Genomic DNA, 22,932 nt, shown 5'->3' with positions numbered 1-22,932 from the left:
ATGACGATTGACCGCCATGTCGGACGGCGCCGCCGAAATAACCCGGCGGCGCAGAGGACAGTCAGATATTTTCCAGCTCGATACCGCGGGTTTTCGGGCCGTAAATACCCACCGAGAGCATCACCATCAGCATGCTGGCCACGATAAAGCTAATTACCCCCGGGGTGCCGGCGTATTGTAAAATCAGGCCGATCAGAATGCTGGTGAGCGCCGTTGACAGGCGGCTGAAGGAGTAGCAAAAGCCCACGGCTCTGGCGCGAATCCGGGTCGGGAAGATTTCCGCCTGGTAGGCGTGATAGCTGATGGTCAACCAGGCGTTGGACCAGGTAATCATAAACCCGCAGACAACCAGCATCACCGGGTTATTCTGCAGCGCAAACAGGGTGCCGAACACCACCGTCATCAGCGCGGAGAGCACGATCTGCCACTTATTCTCAAACCGGTGGACAAAGCGGGTGCAGAACAAGCAGCCCAGCGGGTAGGCGAGAGTGATAAAAAAGGCGTACAGCAGACTGTGGGTAATGCTTGCGCCCTGGCCGGAGAGCAGCGCCGGCAGCCAGTTGCCGAAGCCGAAAAAACCGATCGCCTGGAAGAAGTTCATCACCATCAGCATGATGGTCCGTCTGCGGTATTCCGGCGCCCAGATCTCTTTAAAGGTGCCGCTTTTACGCTGCGCTTCCCGGGTGTCCGGGACATGCTGCGGCGAAGGCGTGACGCCACAGCGCCGCTCCATCTCACACATCACCGCGTGCGCATCCGCATGGCGACCTTTCACCTCCAGCCAGCGGGCCGATTCCGGCAGTTTTTTGCGAATCACCCAAATGATCAGCGAACACAGCGCGCCAAAGATAATCACCCAGCGCCAGCCGGTCAGGCCGAACAGCGTCGTCGGGACCAGCATCCATGACATCAGCGCCACGGCGGGAACCGAGAGAAACTGGATAAAAAAGGCAAAGGCGAACGCTTTGTTGCGCAGATGGGTCGGGACCCATTCGCTCAGATAGGTGTCGATGGTCACCAGTTCAATTCCCAGCCCAATACCGACCAGAAAGCGGCACAAGATGACCCCTTCGGCGCTGTTCTGGAAAGCCATCAGCAGTGAAAATGCGCCATACCAGGCCAGCGCAAACATAAAGGTCAATCGGCGGCCCAGCTTGTCCGCCAGCGGCGCCAGCAGACTGGCGCCGATAAACAATCCGAAGAAGGTGGCCGAGGCAAATGAGGCCTGATCGGAGATGCCAAAAATGCCCTGTTGGTCGGTATGGAAAATATGTTCTGCCAGCAGTCCGGTACTGATATAACCGGTTTGAAAAAGATCGTAGAGCTCAAAGAAGCCGCCCAGCGCCAGCAAAGTAATAAACGACCACAGGCCGACAGAGGCAGGCAGGGCATCGATGCGGCGGGTTAAGCTGGCGTGGGGTTGTTCTGCGGGTGCAAAGGGCGCATCCCCCAGAACCTGGGTGGTAGACATATTATTATTTTCCTCAGATGAAATGTTTGCCTGCTAATGTTATTGGATTGTTAATGGTTTTAAATTTTTAATTCCTCTTCCTGTCGGTTTTCTACAGGTAAAAATATCGTGCTTAAGTCATAGACATGAGGAACTCACTGCTTTCTGCGCCAGGCCGCCGACGGATTTGAAGTAAACAACCAGGCACGCTCTTCATGAATGGGTGAAAGGAGGGGCTGGCGAAGCTGCTAAGGGGGACGCTTAGCGTGGCGGTGGGGACGGCAATCATGAAGTAAGAACGTATAAAATGGCCCCGGCGTATAGCGGGGCCATTGTGACTGGCTCCGGCCGCTATTTTTCCTGCGGGGGGAGCGCCTGCAAAATCCGCCTGGCCTCCGGTTCACTCAGCGAATAAGCAAAAAAGCGCTGATAAAAGTCGCGGGTGACGGCGATCATATCGACATCGGCAAAGCGCTGCGGCTGAAGCTGTTTTGCCGCCCATTGAATCTGCAGCGCGCTTTCGCTGCCGTAGCGATCCCACGGAAAAACGCCCGCCGGGTTTTGTAGCACCCGGCCTTGTTTAACCGCCCGCAGCGCTGAGAACAGTTCACCATAAGCCGAGTGCTGCAGGTCACCGCACCCCGCACCGAGGATAATGACGTCCGGCTGCCAGGCCAGCACTTTCTCCGCAGAGATCTCCTGCATATTGCCGCTGATGCCCTGCGCCGCGTTACGTCCTCCCGCCAGCTGGATCCAGGTATCGATCAGCGTATGGCTGCCGTCAACCTTCAGCGGCTTCAGCGATTGGATATGCAGCACCCGCGGGCGTTCCGCGTCGGTGAGCGCGGCGTTTCGCTGGCCGACGCGCGCAATGACCTGTTGCAGGTACTGGTTATACGCCTGGGCGCGGGCCCGCGCCTGCGGCGTAGCGATAACCTCTGCGGTGGTTTCCACCGCGCGGGCCAGCGACGGATAGTCGCTAAAACGCATCTCCATCACCGGCAGACCGGCCTGGCGATAGGCATCGGCATCGCCGTCTCCCTGAGCGACAAAGACCACCTGAGCGCCGCGCGCCAGCAGCGCTTCGCTGGTAAAGTGCGGGCCGCGGCCGATCAGCGCGTGATTCAGCCGCGGATCGAGGCGGAACATCCACGGGCGGCTGTCCGGGCGGTTGACCGTCGCCACGATATCGCCGCCGGCCCCGAGGGTCATCAGCAGCGAGTGGTGGGCGAACCATCCTTCAGCCACCCGCGTTACCGTGTCCGGTAGGGTGACGCGATGTCCGGCGTCATCGGTGACCTGGCGGTCGGCCAGCGCCGGAATGGCGAGGCAAAGCGTAAGTAAGCCAGCGGCAATCTTGTTCATCATCGTCCTCAGAAATCAAACTGCACCGAGGCAGTCGCTTCGCGCGGTGCCCCCAGCTGCGCACTGGCGTACCCGGCGCCGGTGTAACCGGTCAGCGCGCCAGGAACGACGTTGCTCCAGTAGCGGCGGTTAGTGACGTTAGTCACTGCTAACCTAAATGTGGTATCGGTGCCAAACAGCCGGGTGCGGTAGTTGCTGCCGATATCCACCGTGGTATAGCTGCCCACCCAGCTATCGTTGGCGTTATCGGTCGGGCGACGACCGACGTAGCGAAGCGTACCGTTAACATCAAGCCCAGGGAGCGGATCGATGCTGTAAATCGCCAGCATACTGGCGGTGAAGCGCGGCAGACCGACTACCTGCTTATCGTCAGCATCGGCGCTCGAAGTGTTGTGCAAACGCGGGTCGAGCCAGCTGCCGCCGCCGAACAGACGCAGGTTCGGGGTGACGTGACCATCGGCCATCAGCTCCAGCCCGCGGTTTTTCTGCGTTCCGTCCTGGGCAAAATCACCGCTGGCATTGGTATAGGCGAACGGGCGTTCGGCCTGGAACAACGCCGCGGTAAGCAGCAGATCCTTATGCGGGGCGTATTTCGCGCCGACCTCCACCTGATGGCTGCGGTAGGGGTCAAGGACCTCGCCGGCGTTATTGGCTCCGGCAGGCGCGGTATCTCCCTGCTGCATACTATTGGCCCAGGTCGTATAGAGCGTCACATTCTCCACCGGTTTGTACATCAGGCTGGCGGAACCGCTGGCCCCCCGATCGTCATGATTGCTGCTACGACTGCCGGTTTTGCTGTAGTTGTCTACGGTAAACAGATTTTCGCTACCGGAGAGCAGCAGGCTCCACCGGGGATTAAAGGTCAGCGTATCGCTCAGCAGAAAGACGTGCTGCGTGGTGGTGGCGGAATGGTAACGGTCGGTAAAATCCGGATAGGCGGGGCGGGCGTAATCCGGGCTCTCCTCCAGCGAAGAACTGCCCAGCGTTTGCGTACCGCCATTGCGTGGGTTGTTGTTTTTCCACACGAAACCGCGCATGCCAACCGCCAGATCATGCTGTAACCAGCCGCTATCAACGCTGCCGGTGAGGTTAACCAGGTAGCTGTTGATGGTAAATCGGCTGGCGGCGGAGTTGGCGGTCGTGGTGGCGTAATGACCTTGATTATCGGTCAGCGTATTGGTGACGGTGGTCGATTCACGGTCGGCTATCTGGCGCAGCACGCCGACGTCCAGCAGCCAGTTACCGTCAAAATCATGCTTAATATGCAGGCTGCCGGTGGTGGTGGTGTCGTCGTTGCCGGCGTAGTACTGACCATATTGGCTTTTAGTGGGATCCAGCGGCGACGGGAAATGGGTCCCTTTTGCCAGAGCGAACGAGCCGGGCAGCCCTTTTTGATAGAAGTGGTAGTAGCTGAAGTTGCTCTCCAGCACCGTCTGGTCGGTCAGCTGGAAGTCGAGCGCCAGACCGGCATACTGGTTGCGCTGACGGCTACCGTGGGTATAGCTGCTGCCGTCCTGATCCAACAGATTGAGGCGATATTTTACTCTGTCGGCCGCGTCAAGCGGGCCGCTGAGGTCCAGTGCGGCATTCGCGCCGGACGCAGTCCCGCCGCCAACGGTCACCCTGCGTAGCGGCACATCGGTAGGCCGTTTCGAGACCAGGTTAAACATGCCCGCCGGGTTTGCCGGGCCGTATAGCGCGCCGGCCATACCGTTCAGTACCTCAATGCGTTGAAACTGTTCAGCGGGATACTCGGTGGTCGACACCACGTTCAGGCCATCAATCATGCTGTTCTGCACCACGCTGCCCTGCATACCGCGGGTTTGCGGACGAACGCCGTCGCCCTGGACGGAGGGCAGATAGCGGTAGACATCTTTGACGCTGCTGGCCTGTACCTGGCGGGTCAGAGAGTCGGAGAGCGTCTGCACGGACCACGGAACGTTAATCAACTTCTGCTTGCCGAGGTTGCCTGCCGTAGCCTGCTGTTCCGCAGCAGGCGTGACATCATCAAGGGATTGGGTATGCGGTTCTGCGGTGACAACCATGGTTTCTGCTGCATATACAGGCATCGCCGGCAGAATGGGAGAACAGGGAATCATCCCGGTTAATAAAACGAGTTTATATGAGCGCATTAATTTTTAGTTCAGACGGATGAAAGTGGAATGAGGCGGGGAAAATCTCGTCTCTGTCTGAAGGGTACGGTTTTTATTTGTATGACAAAAAGATAAAAAACATCGCTGTATATGTCAATATATAACGATGTTTTTTGTACGTCGGCACCGTCAACCTGGTACGGAATCAACCACACTATCCATCTGTTTTTGCTGGTTATAATGTGTTTGTATACCCCGGAAGAGAACAATGGTTTTTTTTCAGGTCCGGGGGAGGCATACAGCCTTTGTGCTGCAGATAAGCTTGTTATTGTCGTTCAGTGAAGGTGTAATTGGTGAGAATTCCTCATCTTTTTTCCGGGGCAGCTGCGCCGGTGACACCACGAAGAGCGAAAATGACGCAAGGAATGACCGAATTTAGTTTTGCCTCGTTTATGGCACAGCGGGCCGAGGCGCTGGCGTTGACCCTCGATGCGGACCAGCAGACGCTGATTACTCAACTGGACGCGCTGGGGCACGGGCTGGCCGCAGGCAAGGCCACGCGTGGTAAAGGGCTGTACGTCTGGGGGCGTACCGGGCGCGGCAAAAGTTTTATTATCGATCATTTCTTTGCCAGCCTGCCGCTGGCGGAAAAGCGCCGGGTGCATTTCCACTATTTCTTTCGCGAACTGCATCAGCGGCTGAACGCGCAGCCAACGCCAACCCTGCCCGAGGTGCTGGTACAGATGACCGACGGCTGCCGGCTATTGTGTTTTGATGAGTTTCATCTGCACGATCCGGGCGACGCCATGTTGGTGAAAGCGCTGCTTACGCTGCTGTTTCAACGCGGTATCATTCTGTTGGCTACCTCCAACTACCCCCCGGATCAATTACTGGCTAACCCGCTGTATCACGACCGTTTTGTGCCGTCGATTGCGCTGATAAAACAGCACATGACGGTAGCGGCGCTCAATGGTGAAGAGGATTACCGGGCGCGCCATGCGCCGGCGGAAAATCCATTCTGCCGCGGGAGGTTTCTGGTGCAACCCTCTGCCCAAACCCGTCAGCGACTTGAACTGCCGGATCCCTGCGCCACTGCGCAGCCGCTGCAGGTGGGCTATCGTACGCTACACGCCGCCTCCGCGCCGACGCATTTGTTGCATTTCACCTTTAGCCAGCTGTGCATGGCGGCAACGTCGGTAATGGATTATCTGGCGCTCTGTGAACAGCATGAGCGCTGGCTGCTGGATGCGGTTCCGCCTTTGCGTCAGGCAGGCCCGGCGGCCCAGCAGCGCTTTATTAATCTGGTGGATGTGCTGTATGAAAAGCAGTGTCAGCTGATCGTAGTGGCCGCCTGCGGACTGGGCGAACTGGTGGCGGATGTCGAACAGGAAGATATTCAGCGTACCTACAGCCGGTTATTACAGCTGCGACAAACATGAGAGGGGAAGGGGAAAAGCCCCGGCGGACATAGCGCCCGCCGGGGAGGGAGATTACAGATCGTAACGGTCGAGGTTCATCACCTTGGTCCAGGCCGCGACAAAGTCTTTAACCAGTTTCTCCTGAGCATCCTGGCAGGCGTACACTTCCGCCAGCGCCCGCAGTACTGAGTTCGAACCGAAGACCAGGTCGGCGCGGGTGGCGGTGTACTTGCTCTCACCGCTCTGACGATCGCGGCCTTCGAACAGTTCGCCCTGCTCGTCGGTGGCGTTCCAGACGGTGGCCATGCTGAGTAAGTTGACGAAGAAGTCATTGCTCAGGACGCCGACGTGGTCGGTGAAGACCCCGTGCTGGCTGCCATCATAGTTGGCGCCCAGCACCCGCAGGCCGCCCACCAGCACGGTCATTTCCGGCGCGGTCAGCGTCAGCTGCTGAGCTTTATCCAGCAGCAGCGTTTCTGTCGAGACGCCACCTTCGATCCGGCGATAGTTACGGAAACCATCCGCCAGCGGTTCCAGCAGATCGAAAGACTCGATATCCGTCTGATCCTGACGGGCATCCACCCGGCCCGGCGCGAACGGTACGCTGACCTGCACACCGGCAGCCGCAGCGGCCTGTTCGACACCCACGACGCCCGCCAGCACGATGATATCGGCCAGCGATGCTTTACCCGAGGCTTTCTGAATGGCCTGCAGCGTCGGCAGCACTTTTGCAGCCACGGCGTTCACCGGCCACGATTTCTGCGGCTCCAGCGCCAGACGCGCGCCGTTAGCTCCGCCGCGTTTGTCTCCGCCGCGGAAGGTGGAGGCAGAAGCCCAGGCCACCGACACCAGTTCGCTGACCGACAGCCCGGCATCGGCGATAGCGGTCTTCAGGGTCGCAATATCCGCCGGCGTTGGGTTGTGGATGGCGGCCGGTAACGGATCTTGCCAGATCAGGTCTTCTTTCGGCACTTCCGGCCCGAGGTAGCGTGATTTTGGCCCCATATCGCGGTGGATCAGTTTGAACCAGGCGCGGGCAAAGGCTTCATTAAAGGCCTGCGGATCGTTGAGGAAGCGACGGGAAATCTTGCCGAATTCCGGGTCGAAGCGCAGCGTCAGGTCGGTTACCAGCATGGTCGGCTTGCGTTTTTTCTCCGGATCGAACGGATCGGGGATCAGGTCCGGGGCATCTTTGGCTTCAAACTGAATGGCGCCAGCCGGGCTGCGGGTCTGGACCCATTCGTATTTGAACAGGTTCTCGAAGAAGTAGTTGCTCCACTGGGTCGGGGTCTGTGTCCAGACCACTTCCAGACCTGAGGTGATCGCATCGGGACCGGCTCCGCTGCCGTAGCTGTTCGCCCAGCCGAGGCCCTGCGCTTCAATCGGCGCGGCTTCAGGTTCTGCGCCGACGTGAGTGGTTACCGCTGCGCCGTGCGTTTTACCGAGGGTATGGCCGCCGGCGATCAGCGCGACGATCTCTTCATCGTTCATGGCCATGTTGCCGAAGGTGGCACGAATGGCAGCGGCAGCGGAGAGCGGGTCGCCGCTGGCGTTCGGGCCTTCCGGGTTAACGTAGATCAGACCCATTTCGGTGGCACCCAGCGGCTGTTGCGCCAGGCTTTCCGGGTGACGATGTTCGAGCCAGGCTTTTTCATGGCCCCAGTCAACGTCCAGATCCGGTTCCCAGACATCTTCACGACCGGCGCCGAAGCCGAAGGTGCGGAAACCGGCGTTTTCCAGCGCGACGTTACCGGCCAGCATATAGAGGTCAGCCCAGGAGATTTTCTGGCCGTATTTTTGTTTTATCGGCCACAGCAGGCGACGGGCTTTATCGAGGCTGACGTTATCCGGCCAGGAGTTCAGCGGCGCAAAGCGCTGCTGTCCACGGCCTGCGCCACCGCGACCGTCAACGGTACGATAGGTGCCTGCACCGTGCCAGGCCATACGAATAAACAGCCCGATGTAGCTGCCCCAGTCTGCCGGCCACCACTCTTGTGAATCGGTCAGCAGCGCTCTCAGGTCTGCCTTCAGCGCGGCATAGTCGAGTTTTTTGAACTCTTCGCGGTAGTTAAAGTCTTCGCCGAGGGGATTTGAGCGGTTGGAATGCTGGTTCAGCAGATCCACGCGAAGTTGATTAGGCCACCAGTCGCGGTTGGCGGTGCCGCCACCGGCACTTTGGACGGGCTTCCCTGCGTGAAAAGGGCACTTCCCGGCGGATGCGTTGTTAGATGAATCGTTAGACGTGCTCATATCAGGCTCCGTTTGCTTTTGTGAATGCCATTACGATATACACTGCAACCAATAAGTGATACTTGAAAGAATCTACGGAATTAATAGTTATATCCTTTTAACAACAAGCGATAAAGAAATCCATGAAATAAATGTGGATTAAAGCCAAAATACGTAAAGCCGCTTACGTACGTTGCCGTTTGCTAATCAGTATAGGACACTGTAGCGAGGCCTCTGGCGATAAAATAAGCGGTTGCAAAAAAAGCTAAGCAGGTGAATTCTGGTCATTTACTGGCTACCGTCGCGACGACGATAAATAAGATTATCGCGGTTAAGATCCTCCGTTTATATAACCCGGCGGTGCTCGCAGAATGTGCCCGGCGTCTGTTTTCGCGCCGAGTGCGCTTTATTACGTGTGGGCAGGTTGTCTGCACCAAATTTATGCATTGCCCCAAAACCACTCCCCATTGTGGTGTGACGTCCCGTGACCACTATCTATCTTACTGAATTTAAAAGAACAATTTTCTGGCATGCCCTTTGCAAACAATAAACCAGAAGGCAGCGCAACAGACAATCAAGATGATCCAATAGCTGGCTAGGGTTCCGGTTCACGCAGGTGAATGTCTGGTCCGAGAGCTGGCGACCTCTGCGAGGTTACACGGCGGGACAAAAGCCCGGGAGACAGCAGCACCGTCAGGTGTCGCGCTGCTCCTGTTTTTGTGCCAACCAGAGGTTCATAATGAAGACATCCCGTGTCATCCGCTCACTCATGCTGTCGCTGGCGCTACTGGCCAGTTTCCCTTCCTTTGCCGCCGTAAAAAAAGAGTTCAACGTCTGCTGGACGATCTATGCCGGCTGGATGCCCTGGGGCGCCATCAGCAACGAAAAAATCATTGATAAATGGGCCGCGAAATACGGCATCAAAATCAATATCGTCCAGCTCAACGACTATATCGAGTCGATTAATCAGTACACCGCGGGTCAGTTTGATGGCTGCACCATGACCAACATGGACGCGCTGACGATCCCCGCCGCGGGCGGCGTCGATACCACTGCGCTGATTACCGGCAGCTATTCCGACGGCAACGACGGCGTGGTGCTCAAAGGCAGCGCTAAAACGTTGGCCGATCTGAAAGGCATGTCGGTCTATCTCCCTGAGCTGTCGGTTTCGCACTATCTGCTGGTCCGTGGCCTGGAGAAGGCCGGTCTGCAGGAGAAAGATGTCAAAGTGGTGAATACCTCCGATGCCGATATCGTTTCCGCTTTTGGCACCAGCAGCGTCCGCGCCGCCGTAGCATGGAACCCGCAGCTGTCGGCGATTAAAAAGACCCCGCAGACCAGCGAAGTCTTTAGCTCAGCGCAGGTTCCCGGCGAGCTTATCGACATGATGGTGGTCAACACGCAAACCCTGAAAGATAACCCCGCGCTGGGTAAAGCCCTGACCGGCGCATGGTTTGAAATGATGGCCAAAATGCAGGCCGGAGACGCCCAGGCGCTGAGCGCCATGGCGGCAGATTCCGGCACCGACCTTGCGGGCTACCAGGCGCAGCTGAAAACGACCCACCTGTTCTGGACCGCCGCCGAGACGCTGACGTTCATCTCCAGCCCGGAGCTGGCAAAAACCATGCAGCGCGTGGCGCAGTTTTCGTTTGATAAAGGGCTGTTAGGTGAAGGCGCGGAAAGCGCCGACTTCATTGGCATGCGCTTCCCCGGCAACGTCACAGTGGGTGATAACGCAAATACCCGACTGCGCTTTGACGATAGCTTCCTGAAAATGGCCGCCGCCGGCCAGCTGTAATCATTGATGACGGGAGTGAACGCCATGCGCCAAATTAACCGCCATCCCCAGCAGGGCATGCGGCTGATGCTATTACTGCTGCCCTTTGTATTGCTGATCGCCGCCTGGTTTATCGGCTCCGCTATTCGCCTTGAAGCTAATCCCCAGGACAAGCTGTTGCCCGGCCTGTCGCAGATGGCGGCGGCCATCGAACGGATGGCGTTTACGCCGGACAAACGCAGCGGCGAATACCTGCTGTGGGGCGACACCCTGATCAGCCTGACGCGCCTGCTCATCGGGCTGGCGGTGTCCGCGCTGATTGGCCTGAGCATCGGGATCGTGGCCGGCGTATTTCCGGTTTATCGCGCGGCGCTGTCGCCGTTAATGACCGTGGTCTCGATGGTGCCGCCGCTGGCGATCCTGCCGGTGCTGTTTATCGTCTTCGGTCTCGATGAACTCTCTAAGGTGATGCTGATCGTGATTGGCATCACGCCGATGCTGGCGCGCGACCTTGAACAGCGGGCGCGGGAAATCCCGGCGGAACTGTTTATCAAAGCGCAAACCCTCGGCGCCAATAGCTGGACGGTGGTCCTGCGGGTGGTCCTGCCTCAGCTGCTGTCCCGCCTGCTTACCTCGCTGCGTTTGCTGCTGGGATCGGCGTGGCTGTTTCTGATTTCGGCGGAGGCTATTTCCGCCACCGCCGGGCTGGGCTACCGCATTTTCCTCGTCCGGCGCTACATGGCGATGGATGTGATAATCCCCTATGTCATCTGGATAACCCTGCTGGCCTGGCTGATGGATCTGGGGCTGCGTCAGCTGCATAAAGTCTGCTTCCCGTGGGCCGAAGGAGGCCGGACATGAGTTTTATCCGCATCAACAATATCTGGCAGGAGTACGGCGACCATGTGGTGCTGGAGCGCATTAACTTAGCGGTCAAAGAAGGGGAGTTTTGTTCCATGGTCGGGGCCTCCGGCTGCGGGAAATCCACCTTCTTGCGCCTGCTGCTGGGGCAGGAGAAACCGACCCGGGGCACGATTACGCTCGACGGTCAGCCGCTGGCTCCCGAGCCGGACCGCAGCCGCGGCGTGGTATTCCAACGTTATTCGGTCTTCCCGCACCTGAGCGTGCTGGATAACGTGACCGTCGGTCTGGAGCTGCCGTCTTCGCCGTGCTTTGGCCGTCTGTTCGGTGCCCGCAAGCGCGCTGCCCGCGAACAGGCGGCGCAGATGCTGGACAAAGTGGGGCTCGCCCACGCCCTTGACCGCTATCCGGCACAACTGTCCGGCGGGATGCAGCAGCGGCTGGCGATCGCTCAGGCCTTTGTGATGCAGCCGCGGGTTCTGCTGCTCGACGAGCCTTTCGGCGCGCTCGATCCCGGTATCCGCAAAGATATGCACGCCCTGCTGCTTCAGCTATGGAGCGAAACGCGAATGACGGTCTTTATGGTCACCCACGATTTGGCCGAAGGATTCAATCTCGGCACCCGTCTGCTGGTCTTCGATAAGGTACGCCACGACCCGCAGGCCCCCAACGCCTATGGCGCGCGCATTACCTACGATATTCCGCTTAATGAGACCCGGATGTCGCAGATGCTCGGCACCGGCACCGGCACCGATAACAATGTCTATGCCTTAAGGAGATAGCCCGATGACAGCGCTTTTTCATACCTCCCCAGCTCTGCGCGAAGAATTTTTGCCGGGCGGGGGCCATACCTCGTTCATTTTACGCCGTGGGCAGATCCTGCGTCTGACCGATATCGACGGCGGTGCAAACGTCAGCATGATGATGCTCAACCCGCACGAGAAAAGCGAGCGCCTGAACCTGCCGGATACCCTCAAGGGACAGCACACCGCGCGGCTGACGGCCGGACACTGTTTCTATTCCGATATGGGGCGGGTGCTGGCTGGCATCATCGCCGATAGCTGCGGCTGGCACGATCCGTTCGGCGGTGTGCTCAATGCGCAAGAGACGGAAGAAAAATATGGCGCGGGCCGCTACCAGGAGCTGCGCAACACCTTCCATCGCAATGGCGCCGATAATCTGCTGGTCGAAATGGGGAAATGGGATCTTGGCCTCGAGGATCTGCTGATGGTGGTCAACTTCTTCAGCAAAGTCACCGTCGACAGCGCAGGGCGCTTTCAGTTTTGTGCGGGCCATTCCACCCCGGGTAACTACGTCGAACTGTTTGCGCCGATGGACGTACTGATGGTTCTGACCGCGCTGCCGCATCCGATGAACCCGTCGGGCGACTATGCCCCCCGTCCGGTCCAGCTGAGCTGGTATCAGGCCGACGATGAGCAGGCGGCGGTCGAATCGCTGTTTACCCGCGATGAAAACCAGCGCGCCTTCACCAACACCCACCTGTTCGCCCTTTGAGGAGCCCGAGATGAGCCTTGTGACCAGTACCCGTAACCCCGCCGATGCCGTCTATCGCCACGTGATTCCTGCGGGCGAACCCTGGCTGTTCGAAATCAAAACGGGGCAGACCCTGCGCCTGCTCGATCTTGAAGGCAATCAGGCTGTCGACACCCTGTTTTATTGTGCTGACAACCCGCGCGAACGTTACGATCCTCAGCGTACGCTGCGCCGCCAGGGCAATGCCTACCTGACGACCGGCAGCGTGCTGTACTCCAACCTCGGAAATCCGCTGTTGACCATCGTGGCCGATACCTGTGGACGCCACGATACCCTCGGCGGGGCCTGCGCGCAGGAGAGCAACACCGTGCGCTATGCGCTGGATAAACGCTACATGCACAGCTGTCGGGACAATTTTCTCTGCGCCTGTCTGCATGACGGTCGGCTGCATAAGCGCGATATTGGCGCCAATATCAACTTTTTTATGAACGTCCCGGTGACCGAAGCCGGCGGCCTGACCTTTGAAGACGGGATCTCTGGCGCCGGGAAGTACGTCGAGCTGCGCGCGGAGCGCAACGTTATCGTCCTGATCTCCAACTGCCCACAGCTGAATAACCCCTGCAACGGCTGGAATCCGACTCCGGCGGAGGTACTGGTATGGAACTGACCCGTTGGCAGCGCTGGCGCCTGCTGGCCTGGCGTCTGTTTGCCGTTCGCGCCGACCGCCTGTTAAGCACACCATCGCGCAAGCCCTGAACGCCTGCGCGCCTCGGGGACGGCCCCGGGGACGTCGAATTTTTTTGCGGGACGACCCGCCACGACGTGAGTCCCTTGTATGTTCAAAACCTTACTGATTGCTAACCGCGGCGCCATCGCCTGTCGAATTCTGCGCACCCTGCGCGCGATGCAGGTGAAGGGCGTGGCGGTCTATTCCGACGCGGATCTCAGCAGCCTGCATATTCGCGAAGCCGATGAGGCAATCGGCCTCGGCGACGGCCCGGCGGCGCAAACTTACCTGGTGACGGAAAAAATCATCGCCGCTGCCTTAAAAAGCGGGGCCGAAGCTATTCATCCCGGCTACGGTTTCTTATCGGAAAACGCTGCCTTCGCCGAGGCTTGTGAAGCTGCCGGGCTGGCGTTTGTCGGCCCGACTCCCGCTCAGCTACGCACGTTTGGCCTTAAGCACACCGCCCGGGCGCTGGCCAAAGCGCAGGGCGTGCCGCTGCTGGAGGGGACCGGTCTGCTGGCCGACAGCGGCGAAGCGTGTCGGGCGGCGGACACCATCGGCTACCCGGTGATGTTAAAAAGCACCGCCGGGGGCGGCGGTATCGGGATGCGCGTCTGTCGCGACGCCCGCGAGCTGTCGGACGCCTTTGAGACCGTACAGCGGCTGGGGCAGAATAACTTTAGCGATGCGGGCGTGTTTATCGAAAAATACATTGAACGCGCGCGCCATCTGGAAGTGCAGATATTCGGCGACGGGCAGGGCGAGGTCATCGCCCTTGGGGTGCGCGACTGCTCAATACAGCGTCGGAACCAGAAAGTGCTGGAAGAAACTCCGGCGCCGAACCTACCGGCGGGGATGGCGGATGCGCTGTGCGCGGCGGCGGTCGCGCTGGGCAAAGCGGTCAGCTATCGCAGCGCCGGGACGGTCGAATTTGTCTATGACAGCGCGGCGCAGCGTTTCTATTTTCTCGAGGTCAATACCCGTCTGCAGGTTGAGCACGGCGTCACCGAGCAGGTGTGGGGCGTCGACCTGGTACGCTGGATGGTGGCGCTGGCGGCCGGGGATTTACCGCCGCTCACTGCGCTGCTGGCCGACCTGACACCACGGGGCCACGCTATCCAGGCGCGTATTTATGCCGAAGATCCGGGCCGTCAGTTTCAGCCTTCGCCAGGTTTGCTGACCGAGGTGGTCTTTCCGCCGGCGGACGGCGAAACGCTTCGTATCGACCGTTGGGTGGAGGCCGGCTGCGACGTGCCGCCCTTTTTTGACCCGATGCTGGCTAAAATGATCGCCTGGCGGCCAACCCGCGACGAGGCGATCGCTGAACTGACCCAGGCGCTGGCGAACACCCGCCTGTATGGCGTGGAAACTAACCGCATCTACCTCCAGCAGATTCTGGCCTTTGAACCCTTTGTACAGGGTGAGCCCTGGACCCGTTGCCTGGAACAGCTGAGCTATCGGGCCGCAACCGTCGAGGTGCTCAGCGCCGGGACGCTGACCAGCGTCCAGGATTATCCCGGACGGCTGGGCTATTGGGCGGTGGGCGTCCCGCCGTCAGGGCCGATGGACGATCGGGCGCTGCGCCTCGGCAACCGGCTGCTGGATAACCCGCCGGGAGAAGCGGCGCTGGAAATTACCCTCAGCGGGCCAGCGCTGAAGTTTCATTGTGCAGCCCTGGCGGTGGTGAGCGGCGCCGGCGTTCCGGTTACCCTTGACGGTATCGCGCAAGAGATGAACCGTGTATTCCGTATCCCGGCCGGGGCGACGCTGAAAATCGGCGCCATCGAAGGGGCGGGGGTCAGGAGCTACCTCTGTCTGCGCGGCGGCATTCAGGTGCCGGATTATCTGGGCAGCAAAAGTACCTTTACGCTTGGACAGTTTGGCGGCCATGGCGGACGCGCGTTGCGCAGCGGGGATGTTCTGCATCTGGCGCCAGACGGCAGGGGGGACACCGGCGCCGCGCTGCCTGCTGTGCTGGTACCGCCGCTGGCGGAAGTGCGTACCCTGCGGGTGATTTACGGCCCGCACGGCGCGCCGGAATTTTTTGCCGCGGACTACATTGATACGTTTTTTGCCACCGACTGGGAGGTGCATTTCAACTCCAGCCGTACCGGCGTGCGGCTGATAGGTCCTAAACCGCTGTGGGCCCGCGAGAGCGGCGGCGACGCGGGGCTGCATCCGTCGAATATTCACGATAACCCTTATGCCGTCGGCGCGGTTGATTTTACCGGCGATATGCCGGTTATTCTTGGCCCGGACGGCCCGAGCCTCGGCGGTTTCGTCTGCCCGGTGACGGTGATTGAAGCCGATCTCTGGCAGCTGGGGCAACTGAAAGCCGGCGACAAGGTGCGTTTTGTTGCCGTGGATCTGTCTACGGCCCGTCGACTGGCGGCAGGCTACCGGGATGAGCTGGCGACGCTTGAGGCGATGCCTGTTGCGTGGCAGCCCGCGCCGTTAACTTCCCCCGTGGTGATGAGCTGCGCAGAAGCAGATAAGCGTCTGGTGGCCCGTCTTTCCGGCGATACCCATCTGCTGCTGGAAGCGGGAGAGGCGGAGCTCGATCTGGTGCTGCGTTTTCGCATTCATGCTCTGATGCAGGCGCTGGAGAGCCGCTCCCGACCGGGGGTAATTGACCTGACGCCGGGTATTCGTTCTTTGCAAATTCATTTCCAGCCGGAAACCCTGACGCTTGACGCGCTGTTGAGTTGGGTGAGCGTGGAGTGGGCGGCGGTGTGCGTCAGCGACGATCTGCAGGTTCCGACCCGGGTGGTACATCTACCGCTGTCGTGGGACGACCCGGCCTGCCGCACGGCTATCGATAAATACATGACGACCGTGCGGCGCGACGCGCCATGGTGCCCGAGCAACCTCGAATTTATCCGCCGGATTAACGACTTACCGGACGAACAGGCGGTATGGCAGACGGTGTTCGACGCCAGCTATCTGGTGATGGGGCTGGGCGATGTCTATCTTGGCGCGCCGGTGGCGACGCCGCTCGATCCGCGTCATCGACTGGTGACCACCAAATACAATCCGGCGCGTACCTGGACGGCGGAAAACTCGGTGGGGATCGGCGGAGCCTATCTGTGCGTCTATGGTATGGAAGGTCCCGGGGGCTACCAGTTTGTCGGCCGTACGTTGCAGATGTGGAATCGCTATCACGAGGTCGCCGACTTCGCCGGTAAACCCTGGCTGCTGCGCGTCTTCGACCAGCTGCGTTTCTACCCGGTTTCTGCCGATGAACTGCAACAGATCCGCCGCGATTTCCCGCTTGGCCGCTATCCGCTGCGCATTGAGCACAGTACCCTGCGGCTGGCGGAGTACCAGCAGTTTCTGCAGCGGGAAGCGGTAAGTATCGACGCTTTTCGCCAGCATCAGCAGCGCGCCTTCAATGAGGAACGCGAGCGCTGGATAGCCAGCGGCCAGGCGCATTTCGATAGCCAGGAGGTAGCGGCTGACGCGGGTGACGAGGCGCCGCTGCAGCGCGGACAGCAGGGCGTGGAGAGTCCGATCTCCGGCAATCTGTGGCAAGTGCAGGCCGCCGCGGGGAGTCATGTTCGCGCCGGCGACGTTCTGGTGGTGCTGGAGTCAATGAAAATGGAGATCCCGCTGTTGGCGCCGTGCGACGGCGTGGTGCAACAGATGAATGTTCAGCCGGGGGCGTCGGTACGCGCCGGGCAACGTGTGGCGGTGATCCTGGAGGAGAACGTATGAGTCAGCCAACCTTTGATTTACGCCTTGCGACCCTCGCAGAGGCTTACCGCCGCGGCGAATTGACCCCGCGGGCGCTGCTGGCCGATCTCCGCCAGAAGGCGCAGGCGCTGAATCCGGAGTATCAGCTGTTTATTCATATACTGACGGCGGAGGAGCAGGAGCCCTGGCTGGCGGCGCTGGATACGGTTGCGCCGGAGACGCTACCGCTGTACGGCGTGCCGTTCGCCATCAAAGATAATATCGATCTTGCGGGCATTGCCACCACCGCTGCCTGTCCGGCCTTTGCCCGCACCGCGACTGAGGATGCCACTGTCGTGGCCCAGCTGATTGCCCTCGGCGCTATTCCGGTCGGCAAAACCAATCTCGATCAGTTTGCCACCGGCCTGAACGGAACGCGTTCGCCCTACGGCCGCTGTCGTAACGCTTATCATGCGGATTATCCTTCCGGCGGATCCAGCGCCGGTTCAGCGCTGGCTGTGGCGCTCGGGGTGGCCAGCTTCGCCCTCGGAACGGACACCGCCGGCAGCGGACGAGTCCCGGCTTCACTGAATAACCTGATGGGGCTGAAGGCCAGCAAGGGGCTGATCTCTACCGCCGGGGTGGTGCCGGCCTGTCGGACCCTCGACTGTACGACATTCTTTACCGCCACCGCCGATGAGGCCAGCCGGCTGCTGGCCCTGACCGCACGGCCGGATCCGCGAGATGCCTACAGTCGCCGCAACCCGCAGTGGAACAGCCGTCAGGCCTTCGGCGTCCCGACGCCGGGATTTCGCTTCGGCGTGCCGCAGACGCTGAATTTCCTTGGCTGTGCGCAGAGCGAGGCGCTGTTTATGCAGGCCAAAGCGCGGCTCATTGCCCTTGGCGGCGTACCGGTCAACCTCGATATGACGCCGTTTCTTGCCGCCGCGCGCCTGCTGTACGACGGCCCGTGGGTGGCGGAACGGTATGCGGTGGTGGGCGCGCTAATCGAGCAGCAGCCGGAGGCGGTATTGCCGGTGATTCGCGACGTGCTGGCGAAAGCGCCGGGTACCGACGCGGTGGCGACCTTCAGGGCAATGTACCAGCTGCAGGCGTATAAGGCGCAGTGTGACGCGATCCTTGAAACGCTGGATTGCGTCCTGACCCCGACCTGTCCGCGTCCGGTAACGCTGGCTGAACTGGAGGCCGAGCCGGTGCAGCGCAATGCCGATCTCGGCTACTACACCAACTTTATGAACCTGCTGGATTATGCGGCGGTGAATGTGCCGGTCGGTTTTCTGGCAAACGGTTTGCCCTCCGGCGTCACCCTGTTCGGGCGGGCCTTCACCGACCAGTACCTTCTCGGAGTGGCCGACGCTTTCCAGCGCGTGCAGCCACTACCGCTGGTTGGCGGGAGCCAGCTGGACGCTGCCTTGCCTGCGGCCACCGGCAGCCACGATCGCATGCCGCTGGTGGTCTGCGGCGCCCATCTTGACGGCCTGGCGTTGAACGGGCAACTGCGGGAGCGGGGCGGGCGTCTGCTGACGGCCATGCACAGCGCCCCGCGCTATCGGCTGTATGCGCTGGCCGACGGGTGCCGTCCGGGGATGGTGCGTGACGAAAACGACGGCGCGGCCATCGCCGTGGAGGTCTGGGAGCTGCCTTCGTCTGAGCTGGGCTCACTGCTGGCAGCCATTCCCGCACCGCTGGGGCTAGGCAAAGTCGAACTGTCCGACGGACGCTGGTTGAGCGGTTTTATCTGCGAAGGATACGGTCTGCAGGGTGCCACCGACATTACCGCCTACGGAGGCTGGCGGGCCTGGCTGACCCGCGGTTGACCCCAGGGCCTCTGTCTTCAGCGGACAGAGGCCATTTTGTGACAATGTCACACCCGTTTCATCCCCTGGTGGGGGCTAGCGCCTGTCTGGCATCTAACATGCTGAAACATTTCTGCTAAATCATTAGCAACCTTTCTGTAGGGCTGGCGCCTCGATAACGCTATTCTGCTGCGCTTTTTCTTTTTTTCGCCCTTTATTCAAACTCAAGTGAATTGCCGCTAATGACCCTATTGAGAGATGAAATTCGCGATCACTCAGCGGAAGAGATGCTGTTTATTCGTCGTGCCGCGATCGCGTTTCTACTGGTGGTGGTCTGCTTTGGCGTGCTGATTTTTAACCTCTACCGTTTACAGGTTAAGCAGCACGATTTCTATCAGACCCGATCGAATCAGAATGACATTAAAATGCTGCCTATCGCGCCAGACCGTGGGCTTATTTTCGATCGCAACGGTATCCCGCTGGTACAGAACATCACCCTCTACCGCCTGCAGGTGATCCCGAGCAAAATTGCCGATATGACCGCGTTGCTGAACGCATTGACCCCGATAGTGGATTTGACCCCCGATGATATCGCCAGTTTCCGCGATGATATGCACCACAACGGTCGCTACAAGCAGGTGACCCTGAAGTCGGCCCTGAGCGATGTTGAAGTGGCACGCTTTGCGGTGAACGAGTTTCGTTTTCCAGGCGTAACGGTGGAGAGCTACCAGCAGCGCGACTACCCCTACGGTGCCCAGCTGGCGCACGTGGTCGGCTATGTATCGAAAATCAACGACAGCGACCTGCAACGGCTGGCCAAAAACGGCGAGGCGGAGAACTATGCCGCCGACCATAATATCGGCAAGCAGGGTATTGAAGGCTATTACGAAAAAGAGCTCCACGGCACCACCGGCTATCAGGAGGTGGAAGTCGATAACCATGGTCGCGTGGTGCGTTTGCTGAAAGAGGTGCCGCCGGTGGCCGGGAAGGATATCTACCTGACGCTGGATCTGCACCTGCAGCAGTACATTGAAGGGGTGCTGAAGGGGCAGCGTGCGGCGGTGGTGGCGGTCGATCCGCGCGACGGCGGGGTGCTGGCGATGGTCTCCAGTCCCAGCTATGACCCGAATCCGTTTGTGAAAGGGATTGGCTATAAGGCCTACCGTTCTCTGCTCGATAACCCGGACCGCCCGCTGATTAACCGCGTGACCCAGGGGCTCTATCCGCCGGCATCGACGGTGAAACCCTATATGGCGCTGTCGGCACTTTCCGCTGGCGTGATTACCCCTACCACGACCTTTTTCGGTGCGCCGACCTGGACGCTACCCGGTACCCAGCGCCGCTACCGCGACTGGCTGAAAACCGGGCATGGGATGCTGAACGTGACCAAGGCGATTGAGGAGTCGGCCGACACCTTCTTCTATCAGGTGGCCTTTGAAATGGGCATTGACCGCATTCACAGCTGGTTGAGCAAGTTTGGCTACGGGCAGTTGACCGGGATTGATTTGAATGAAGAGTATGCCGGGGTGTTGCCGAGCCGCGAGTGGAAGCAGAAGGTACATAAAAAGCCGTGGTATCAGGGGGACACCATTTCGGTCGGGATCGGCCAGGGCTACTGGATCGCTACGCCTGTCCAGATGGTGAAGGCGCTGACGACACTGCTCAACAACGGCAAGGTAAAAAATCCCCATCTGCTCTATTCCATGAAGCGCGGCAATAAGGTTGAGCGCTATCAGCCGCCGAACAATACGCCGCAGGTGGGCGATCCGAAATCGCCGTACTGGGGCATCGTGCGCAACGGGATGTACGGTATGGCTAACTTGCCTAACGGCACCGGTTATAAACTGTTTCATACCGCGCCGTATCAGATTGCCGCGAAGTCCGGTACTTCGCAGGTCTTCAGTCTGAAGGAGAATCAGACCTACAATGCGAAGATGATCCCGGTCAGATTACGCGATCATATCTTCTATACCTTGTTTGCTCCGTATCAGCATCCAAAGGTGGCGATGGCGCTGATTCTGGAAAACGGCGGCGGCGACGGCGTTGTCGCCGGGCCAACGGCGCGCGCTATCCTTGACCACATCTTTGATCCGGCCAACGCGCCTGATATTGCGCAAGGGGCTGAAGCCAGCGTTCCGCAGATAGACAGCGCCGACGCGCAGTAGAGCAGGAGAGTATCGCCCGGCGTTGTGCTGGCCGGGCGAGGTTTACTTTTGCACTTCTTTGCTTTGCAGCGCTTATTCCCGCAGGGTGTCACTCATAGAGATTGGTTATTTGTCGAAACAGCCGCCTTTCTCCATAGTGAAAGGACTGTAGAAAGCATCGAAGGGTAACGGGCTATGGCGTTGAGAAACAAACTTCTTATTGTGCAGACCGGCGCGCCGCCGGCGGAAATTGAGGCCGAACATGGCGATCTTCCGCGGTGGTTTGGTCGGCTGCTTGCGCCCTGGCGTCAGCAGATCGCCACCGTGCGTGTCTATGCGGGGGAAACGCTGCCCGCTCCGGATAGCCAGACCGTGGCGGTGATGACCGGCTCGTGGGCGATGGTCACCGATCGGCTGGCGTGGAGCGAGAAAACCGCCGCGTGGATCCGTTCGGCGATGGCGGTGGAGATGCCGTTATTTGGTATCTGCTACGGTCATCAGCTGATGGCCGACGCGCTCGGCGGCGAGGTGGCGTATCATCCGGCAGGACGCGAAACGGGATGCAAGGCGATTACGCTTTCCGCTGCCGGACGAACGGACCCGCTGTTAAGCGACCGGCCGGCCCATTTCCCTGCGCACCTCAGCCATCTGCAAACGGTCGTCAGGCTGCCGCCGAATGCGACGGTGCTGGCCGCATCAGCGCACGATCCCCACCAGATAGTGCGCTATACCCGCCATGCGCTGTCCACGCAGTTCCATCCGGAATTTACCCCTGAAATTGCGCGTTCATTGATCCACTATCGTGATGAGGTACTACGGAGAGAGGGAATCGATCCCCGGCAACTGCTGGATCAGGTGGAGGCATGTCCGGTCGCGGCGGGAATATTAACCCGCTTCGTGGCCAACTATCTGGAGCCGGACGTTCCCCACGCCTATGAGGCCGCTGAGGGCTTAACGTAGGCGTTAGCCCGCACAGTGGTCCTTCCGTCTGTATCCCAATGTATCTGCAGGGGGAGCAATACATCGCGATACAAAACCCCGCCTTTCTGCGCATATGCCGTATACAAAACGCTGGTTAACTGTCTGCGTCCTCTCTTCTCTTTCAGTTAACAGGTGGCTTTATGAACAGATTATCTCGGGTCCGTAACGGTAGCGCGCTGATGCTGGCGCTGTCAGCTCTGTGGTCAGCCGGCGTTTGCGCGGCGGACGATGCCAGTGCATTCGATCATGTTCAACAGATTCAGGCCGGCGACCTGAATATCGGCTATGTCGATATCGGTCCGCGTGACGGTCAGCCGGTTATCCTGCTGCACGGCTGGCCATATGACATTCATAGCTATGCGGCGGTCGCGCCAGCGTTAGCAAAGCAAGGATTCCGCGTCATCGTGCCGTATCTGCGTGGCTATGGTACCACCCGTTTTCTCTCTGCAAATACGCCGCGCAACGGACAGCCCTCGGCCATGGCGGCAGATATTCTTCACCTGATGGACGCCTTGCAGATAAAACGGGCCGATGTGGCCGGGTCGCGTACGGCCGATATCATGGCGGCGCTGTGGCCGGAGCGGGTTAAATCACTGGTTTCGGTGAGCGGGTATCTGATTGGCAGCCAACACATTGGCGCCAAACCGCTGCCGCCGCAGGCGGAACTCTCCTCAGTATTGGCCTGCTGATGCAAAGGGCAAGCTGCGCTACACCGCTTTTGGCGAAGGGGACTATGTGCAGCAGGAGAAAATGATCCAGCAGCTGTTACAAGAGGCGAGAGCCTGAGTGGGGTAAAAGTCGCGCTGGCGCTGCGTTGCAGCGGTCAGAGGATGGCCTGACAGGTCATCAGTAGCCCGGTCAGTAATTTAATCGTGACAGTGTCACTTATTTCTGGTCCGAAGAG

At 59.7% G+C, this 22,932-nt stretch carries 14 protein-coding genes, 2 pseudogenes and 1 riboswitch; of the genes and pseudogenes, 12 read left to right on the top strand and 4 right to left on the bottom strand.

Annotated elements, in window-relative coordinates; translation table 11 throughout:
• Positions 1–61: 61 nt before the first annotated feature.
• From BV390_RS21855 to BV390_RS21845, 3 genes are all read right to left on the bottom strand, one after another.
• Positions 62–1,471, bottom strand: a complete 1,410-nt coding sequence (locus BV390_RS21855) for an MFS transporter (RefSeq protein WP_085397333.1) — start codon at positions 1,469–1,471, stop codon at positions 62–64.
• Positions 1,472–1,801: 330 nt separating this feature from the next.
• A complete protein-coding gene (locus BV390_RS21850; protein WP_032699874.1) occupies positions 1,802–2,815 on the bottom strand; it encodes an ABC transporter substrate-binding protein in 1,014 nt (337 codons plus the stop codon).
• Positions 2,816–2,823: 8 nt separating this feature from the next.
• Positions 2,824–4,947, bottom strand: a complete 2,124-nt coding sequence (locus BV390_RS21845; protein ID WP_085397332.1) for a TonB-dependent receptor — start codon at positions 4,945–4,947, stop codon at positions 2,824–2,826.
• A gap of 374 nt (positions 4,948–5,321) precedes the next feature.
• Between BV390_RS21845 and zapE the strand changes: the two genes are divergently transcribed.
• Positions 5,322–6,347: a cell division protein ZapE gene (gene zapE / locus BV390_RS21840; protein WP_102047549.1), complete on the top strand. Its 1,026-nt coding sequence runs from the start codon at positions 5,322–5,324 to the stop codon at positions 6,345–6,347.
• 51 nt (positions 6,348–6,398) lie between these two features.
• On the opposite strand, the gene katG is transcribed toward zapE, so the two are convergent.
• A complete protein-coding gene (gene katG / locus BV390_RS21835; RefSeq protein ID WP_032699872.1) occupies positions 6,399–8,576 on the bottom strand; it encodes a catalase/peroxidase HPI in 2,178 nt (725 codons plus the stop codon).
• 563 nt (positions 8,577–9,139) lie between these two features.
• A riboswitch (guanidine-I (ykkC/yxkD leader) is annotated at positions 9,140–9,238 on the top strand.
• 56 nt (positions 9,239–9,294) lie between these two features.
• Between katG and BV390_RS21830 the strand changes: the two genes are divergently transcribed.
• The 11 genes and pseudogenes from BV390_RS21830 to BV390_RS21780 form a co-directional block, all read left to right on the top strand.
• Positions 9,295–10,353, top strand: coding sequence for a putative urea ABC transporter substrate-binding protein (locus tag BV390_RS21830; RefSeq protein ID WP_085397331.1), 1,059 nt, complete (start codon positions 9,295–9,297; stop codon positions 10,351–10,353).
• A 24-nt stretch (positions 10,354–10,377) separates the two neighbouring features.
• Entirely contained in the window at positions 10,378–11,193 is an 816-nt protein-coding gene (locus BV390_RS21825) for an ABC transporter permease (RefSeq protein ID WP_032696221.1), read from the top strand.
• The gene (locus BV390_RS21820; protein WP_085397330.1) at positions 11,190–11,975 is read left to right on the top strand and encodes an ABC transporter ATP-binding protein; all 786 of its coding nucleotides are present in this window, start codon (positions 11,190–11,192) and stop codon (positions 11,973–11,975) included. The genes BV390_RS21825 and BV390_RS21820 overlap by 4 nt, the downstream gene beginning before the upstream one ends.
• A 4-nt stretch (positions 11,976–11,979) precedes the next feature.
• Positions 11,980–12,708: an urea amidolyase associated protein UAAP1 gene (locus BV390_RS21815; RefSeq protein ID WP_032687759.1), complete on the top strand. Its 729-nt coding sequence runs from the start codon at positions 11,980–11,982 to the stop codon at positions 12,706–12,708.
• 10 nt (positions 12,709–12,718) lie between these two features.
• The gene (locus BV390_RS21810) at positions 12,719–13,354 is read left to right on the top strand and encodes an urea amidolyase associated protein UAAP2 (protein WP_032687758.1); all 636 of its coding nucleotides are present in this window, start codon (positions 12,719–12,721) and stop codon (positions 13,352–13,354) included.
• 168 nt (positions 13,355–13,522) lie between these two features.
• Complete coding sequence (gene uca, locus BV390_RS21805) at positions 13,523–17,128, top strand: urea carboxylase (protein WP_085397329.1); 3,606 nt, start codon at positions 13,523–13,525, stop codon at positions 17,126–17,128.
• Positions 17,125–18,924 (top strand): allophanate hydrolase, encoded by a 1,800-nt coding sequence (atzF, locus tag BV390_RS21800; RefSeq protein WP_085397328.1) that lies wholly within the window; start codon positions 17,125–17,127, stop codon positions 18,922–18,924. Before uca ends, atzF begins: the two co-directional genes overlap by 4 nt.
• Before the next feature lie 221 nt (positions 18,925–19,145).
• Positions 19,146–21,068, top strand: coding sequence for a penicillin-binding protein 2 (gene mrdA, locus BV390_RS21795; RefSeq protein WP_032699867.1), 1,923 nt, complete (start codon positions 19,146–19,148; stop codon positions 21,066–21,068).
• A gap of 174 nt (positions 21,069–21,242) precedes the next feature.
• A complete protein-coding gene (locus BV390_RS21790) occupies positions 21,243–22,007 on the top strand; it encodes a glutamine amidotransferase (RefSeq protein WP_032696215.1) in 765 nt (254 codons plus the stop codon).
• Positions 22,008–22,168: 161 nt separating this feature from the next.
• Positions 22,169–22,699, top strand: a pseudogene (locus BV390_RS21785) (alpha/beta fold hydrolase); the annotation flags it as partial.
• A gap of 1 nt (position 22,700) precedes the next feature.
• Positions 22,701–22,814, top strand: a pseudogene (locus BV390_RS21780) (cytochrome c biogenesis protein DipZ); the annotation flags it as partial.
• Between the last annotated feature and the right edge of the window lie 118 nt (positions 22,815–22,932).

It is taken from the genome of Klebsiella sp. YJ (assembly GCF_002108615.1).
Taxonomy (GTDB): Bacteria; Pseudomonadota; Gammaproteobacteria; order Enterobacterales; family Enterobacteriaceae; genus Klebsiella; species Klebsiella planticola.
The sequence above is the reverse complement of the archived record's forward strand: the minus strand, read 5'-3'. Positions and strand labels throughout refer to the sequence as shown.

Coding starts and splice junctions, on each gene's coding strand:
- BV390_RS21820 (WP_085397330.1), top strand. CDS start 11,190: ATGAGTTTTATCCGCATCAACAATATCTGGCAGGAGTACGGCGACCAT.
- BV390_RS21855 (WP_085397333.1), bottom strand. CDS start 1,471: ATGTCTACCACCCAGGTTCTGGGGGATGCGCCCTTTGCACCCGCAGAA.
- uca (WP_085397329.1), top strand. CDS start 13,523: ATGTTCAAAACCTTACTGATTGCTAACCGCGGCGCCATCGCCTGTCGA.
- katG (WP_032699872.1), bottom strand. CDS start 8,576: ATGAGCACGTCTAACGATTCATCTAACAACGCATCCGCCGGGAAGTGC.
- mrdA (WP_032699867.1), top strand. CDS start 19,146: ATGACCCTATTGAGAGATGAAATTCGCGATCACTCAGCGGAAGAGATG.
- BV390_RS21830 (WP_085397331.1), top strand. CDS start 9,295: ATGAAGACATCCCGTGTCATCCGCTCACTCATGCTGTCGCTGGCGCTA.
- BV390_RS21815 (WP_032687759.1), top strand. CDS start 11,980: ATGACAGCGCTTTTTCATACCTCCCCAGCTCTGCGCGAAGAATTTTTG.
- BV390_RS21850 (WP_032699874.1), bottom strand. CDS start 2,815: ATGAACAAGATTGCCGCTGGCTTACTTACGCTTTGCCTCGCCATTCCG.
- BV390_RS21845 (WP_085397332.1), bottom strand. CDS start 4,947: ATGCGCTCATATAAACTCGTTTTATTAACCGGGATGATTCCCTGTTCT.
- BV390_RS21825 (WP_032696221.1), top strand. CDS start 10,378: ATGCGCCAAATTAACCGCCATCCCCAGCAGGGCATGCGGCTGATGCTA.
- zapE (WP_102047549.1), top strand. CDS start 5,322: ATGACGCAAGGAATGACCGAATTTAGTTTTGCCTCGTTTATGGCACAG.
- BV390_RS21810 (WP_032687758.1), top strand. CDS start 12,719: ATGAGCCTTGTGACCAGTACCCGTAACCCCGCCGATGCCGTCTATCGC.
- BV390_RS21790 (WP_032696215.1), top strand. CDS start 21,243: ATGGCGTTGAGAAACAAACTTCTTATTGTGCAGACCGGCGCGCCGCCG.
- atzF (WP_085397328.1), top strand. CDS start 17,125: ATGAGTCAGCCAACCTTTGATTTACGCCTTGCGACCCTCGCAGAGGCT.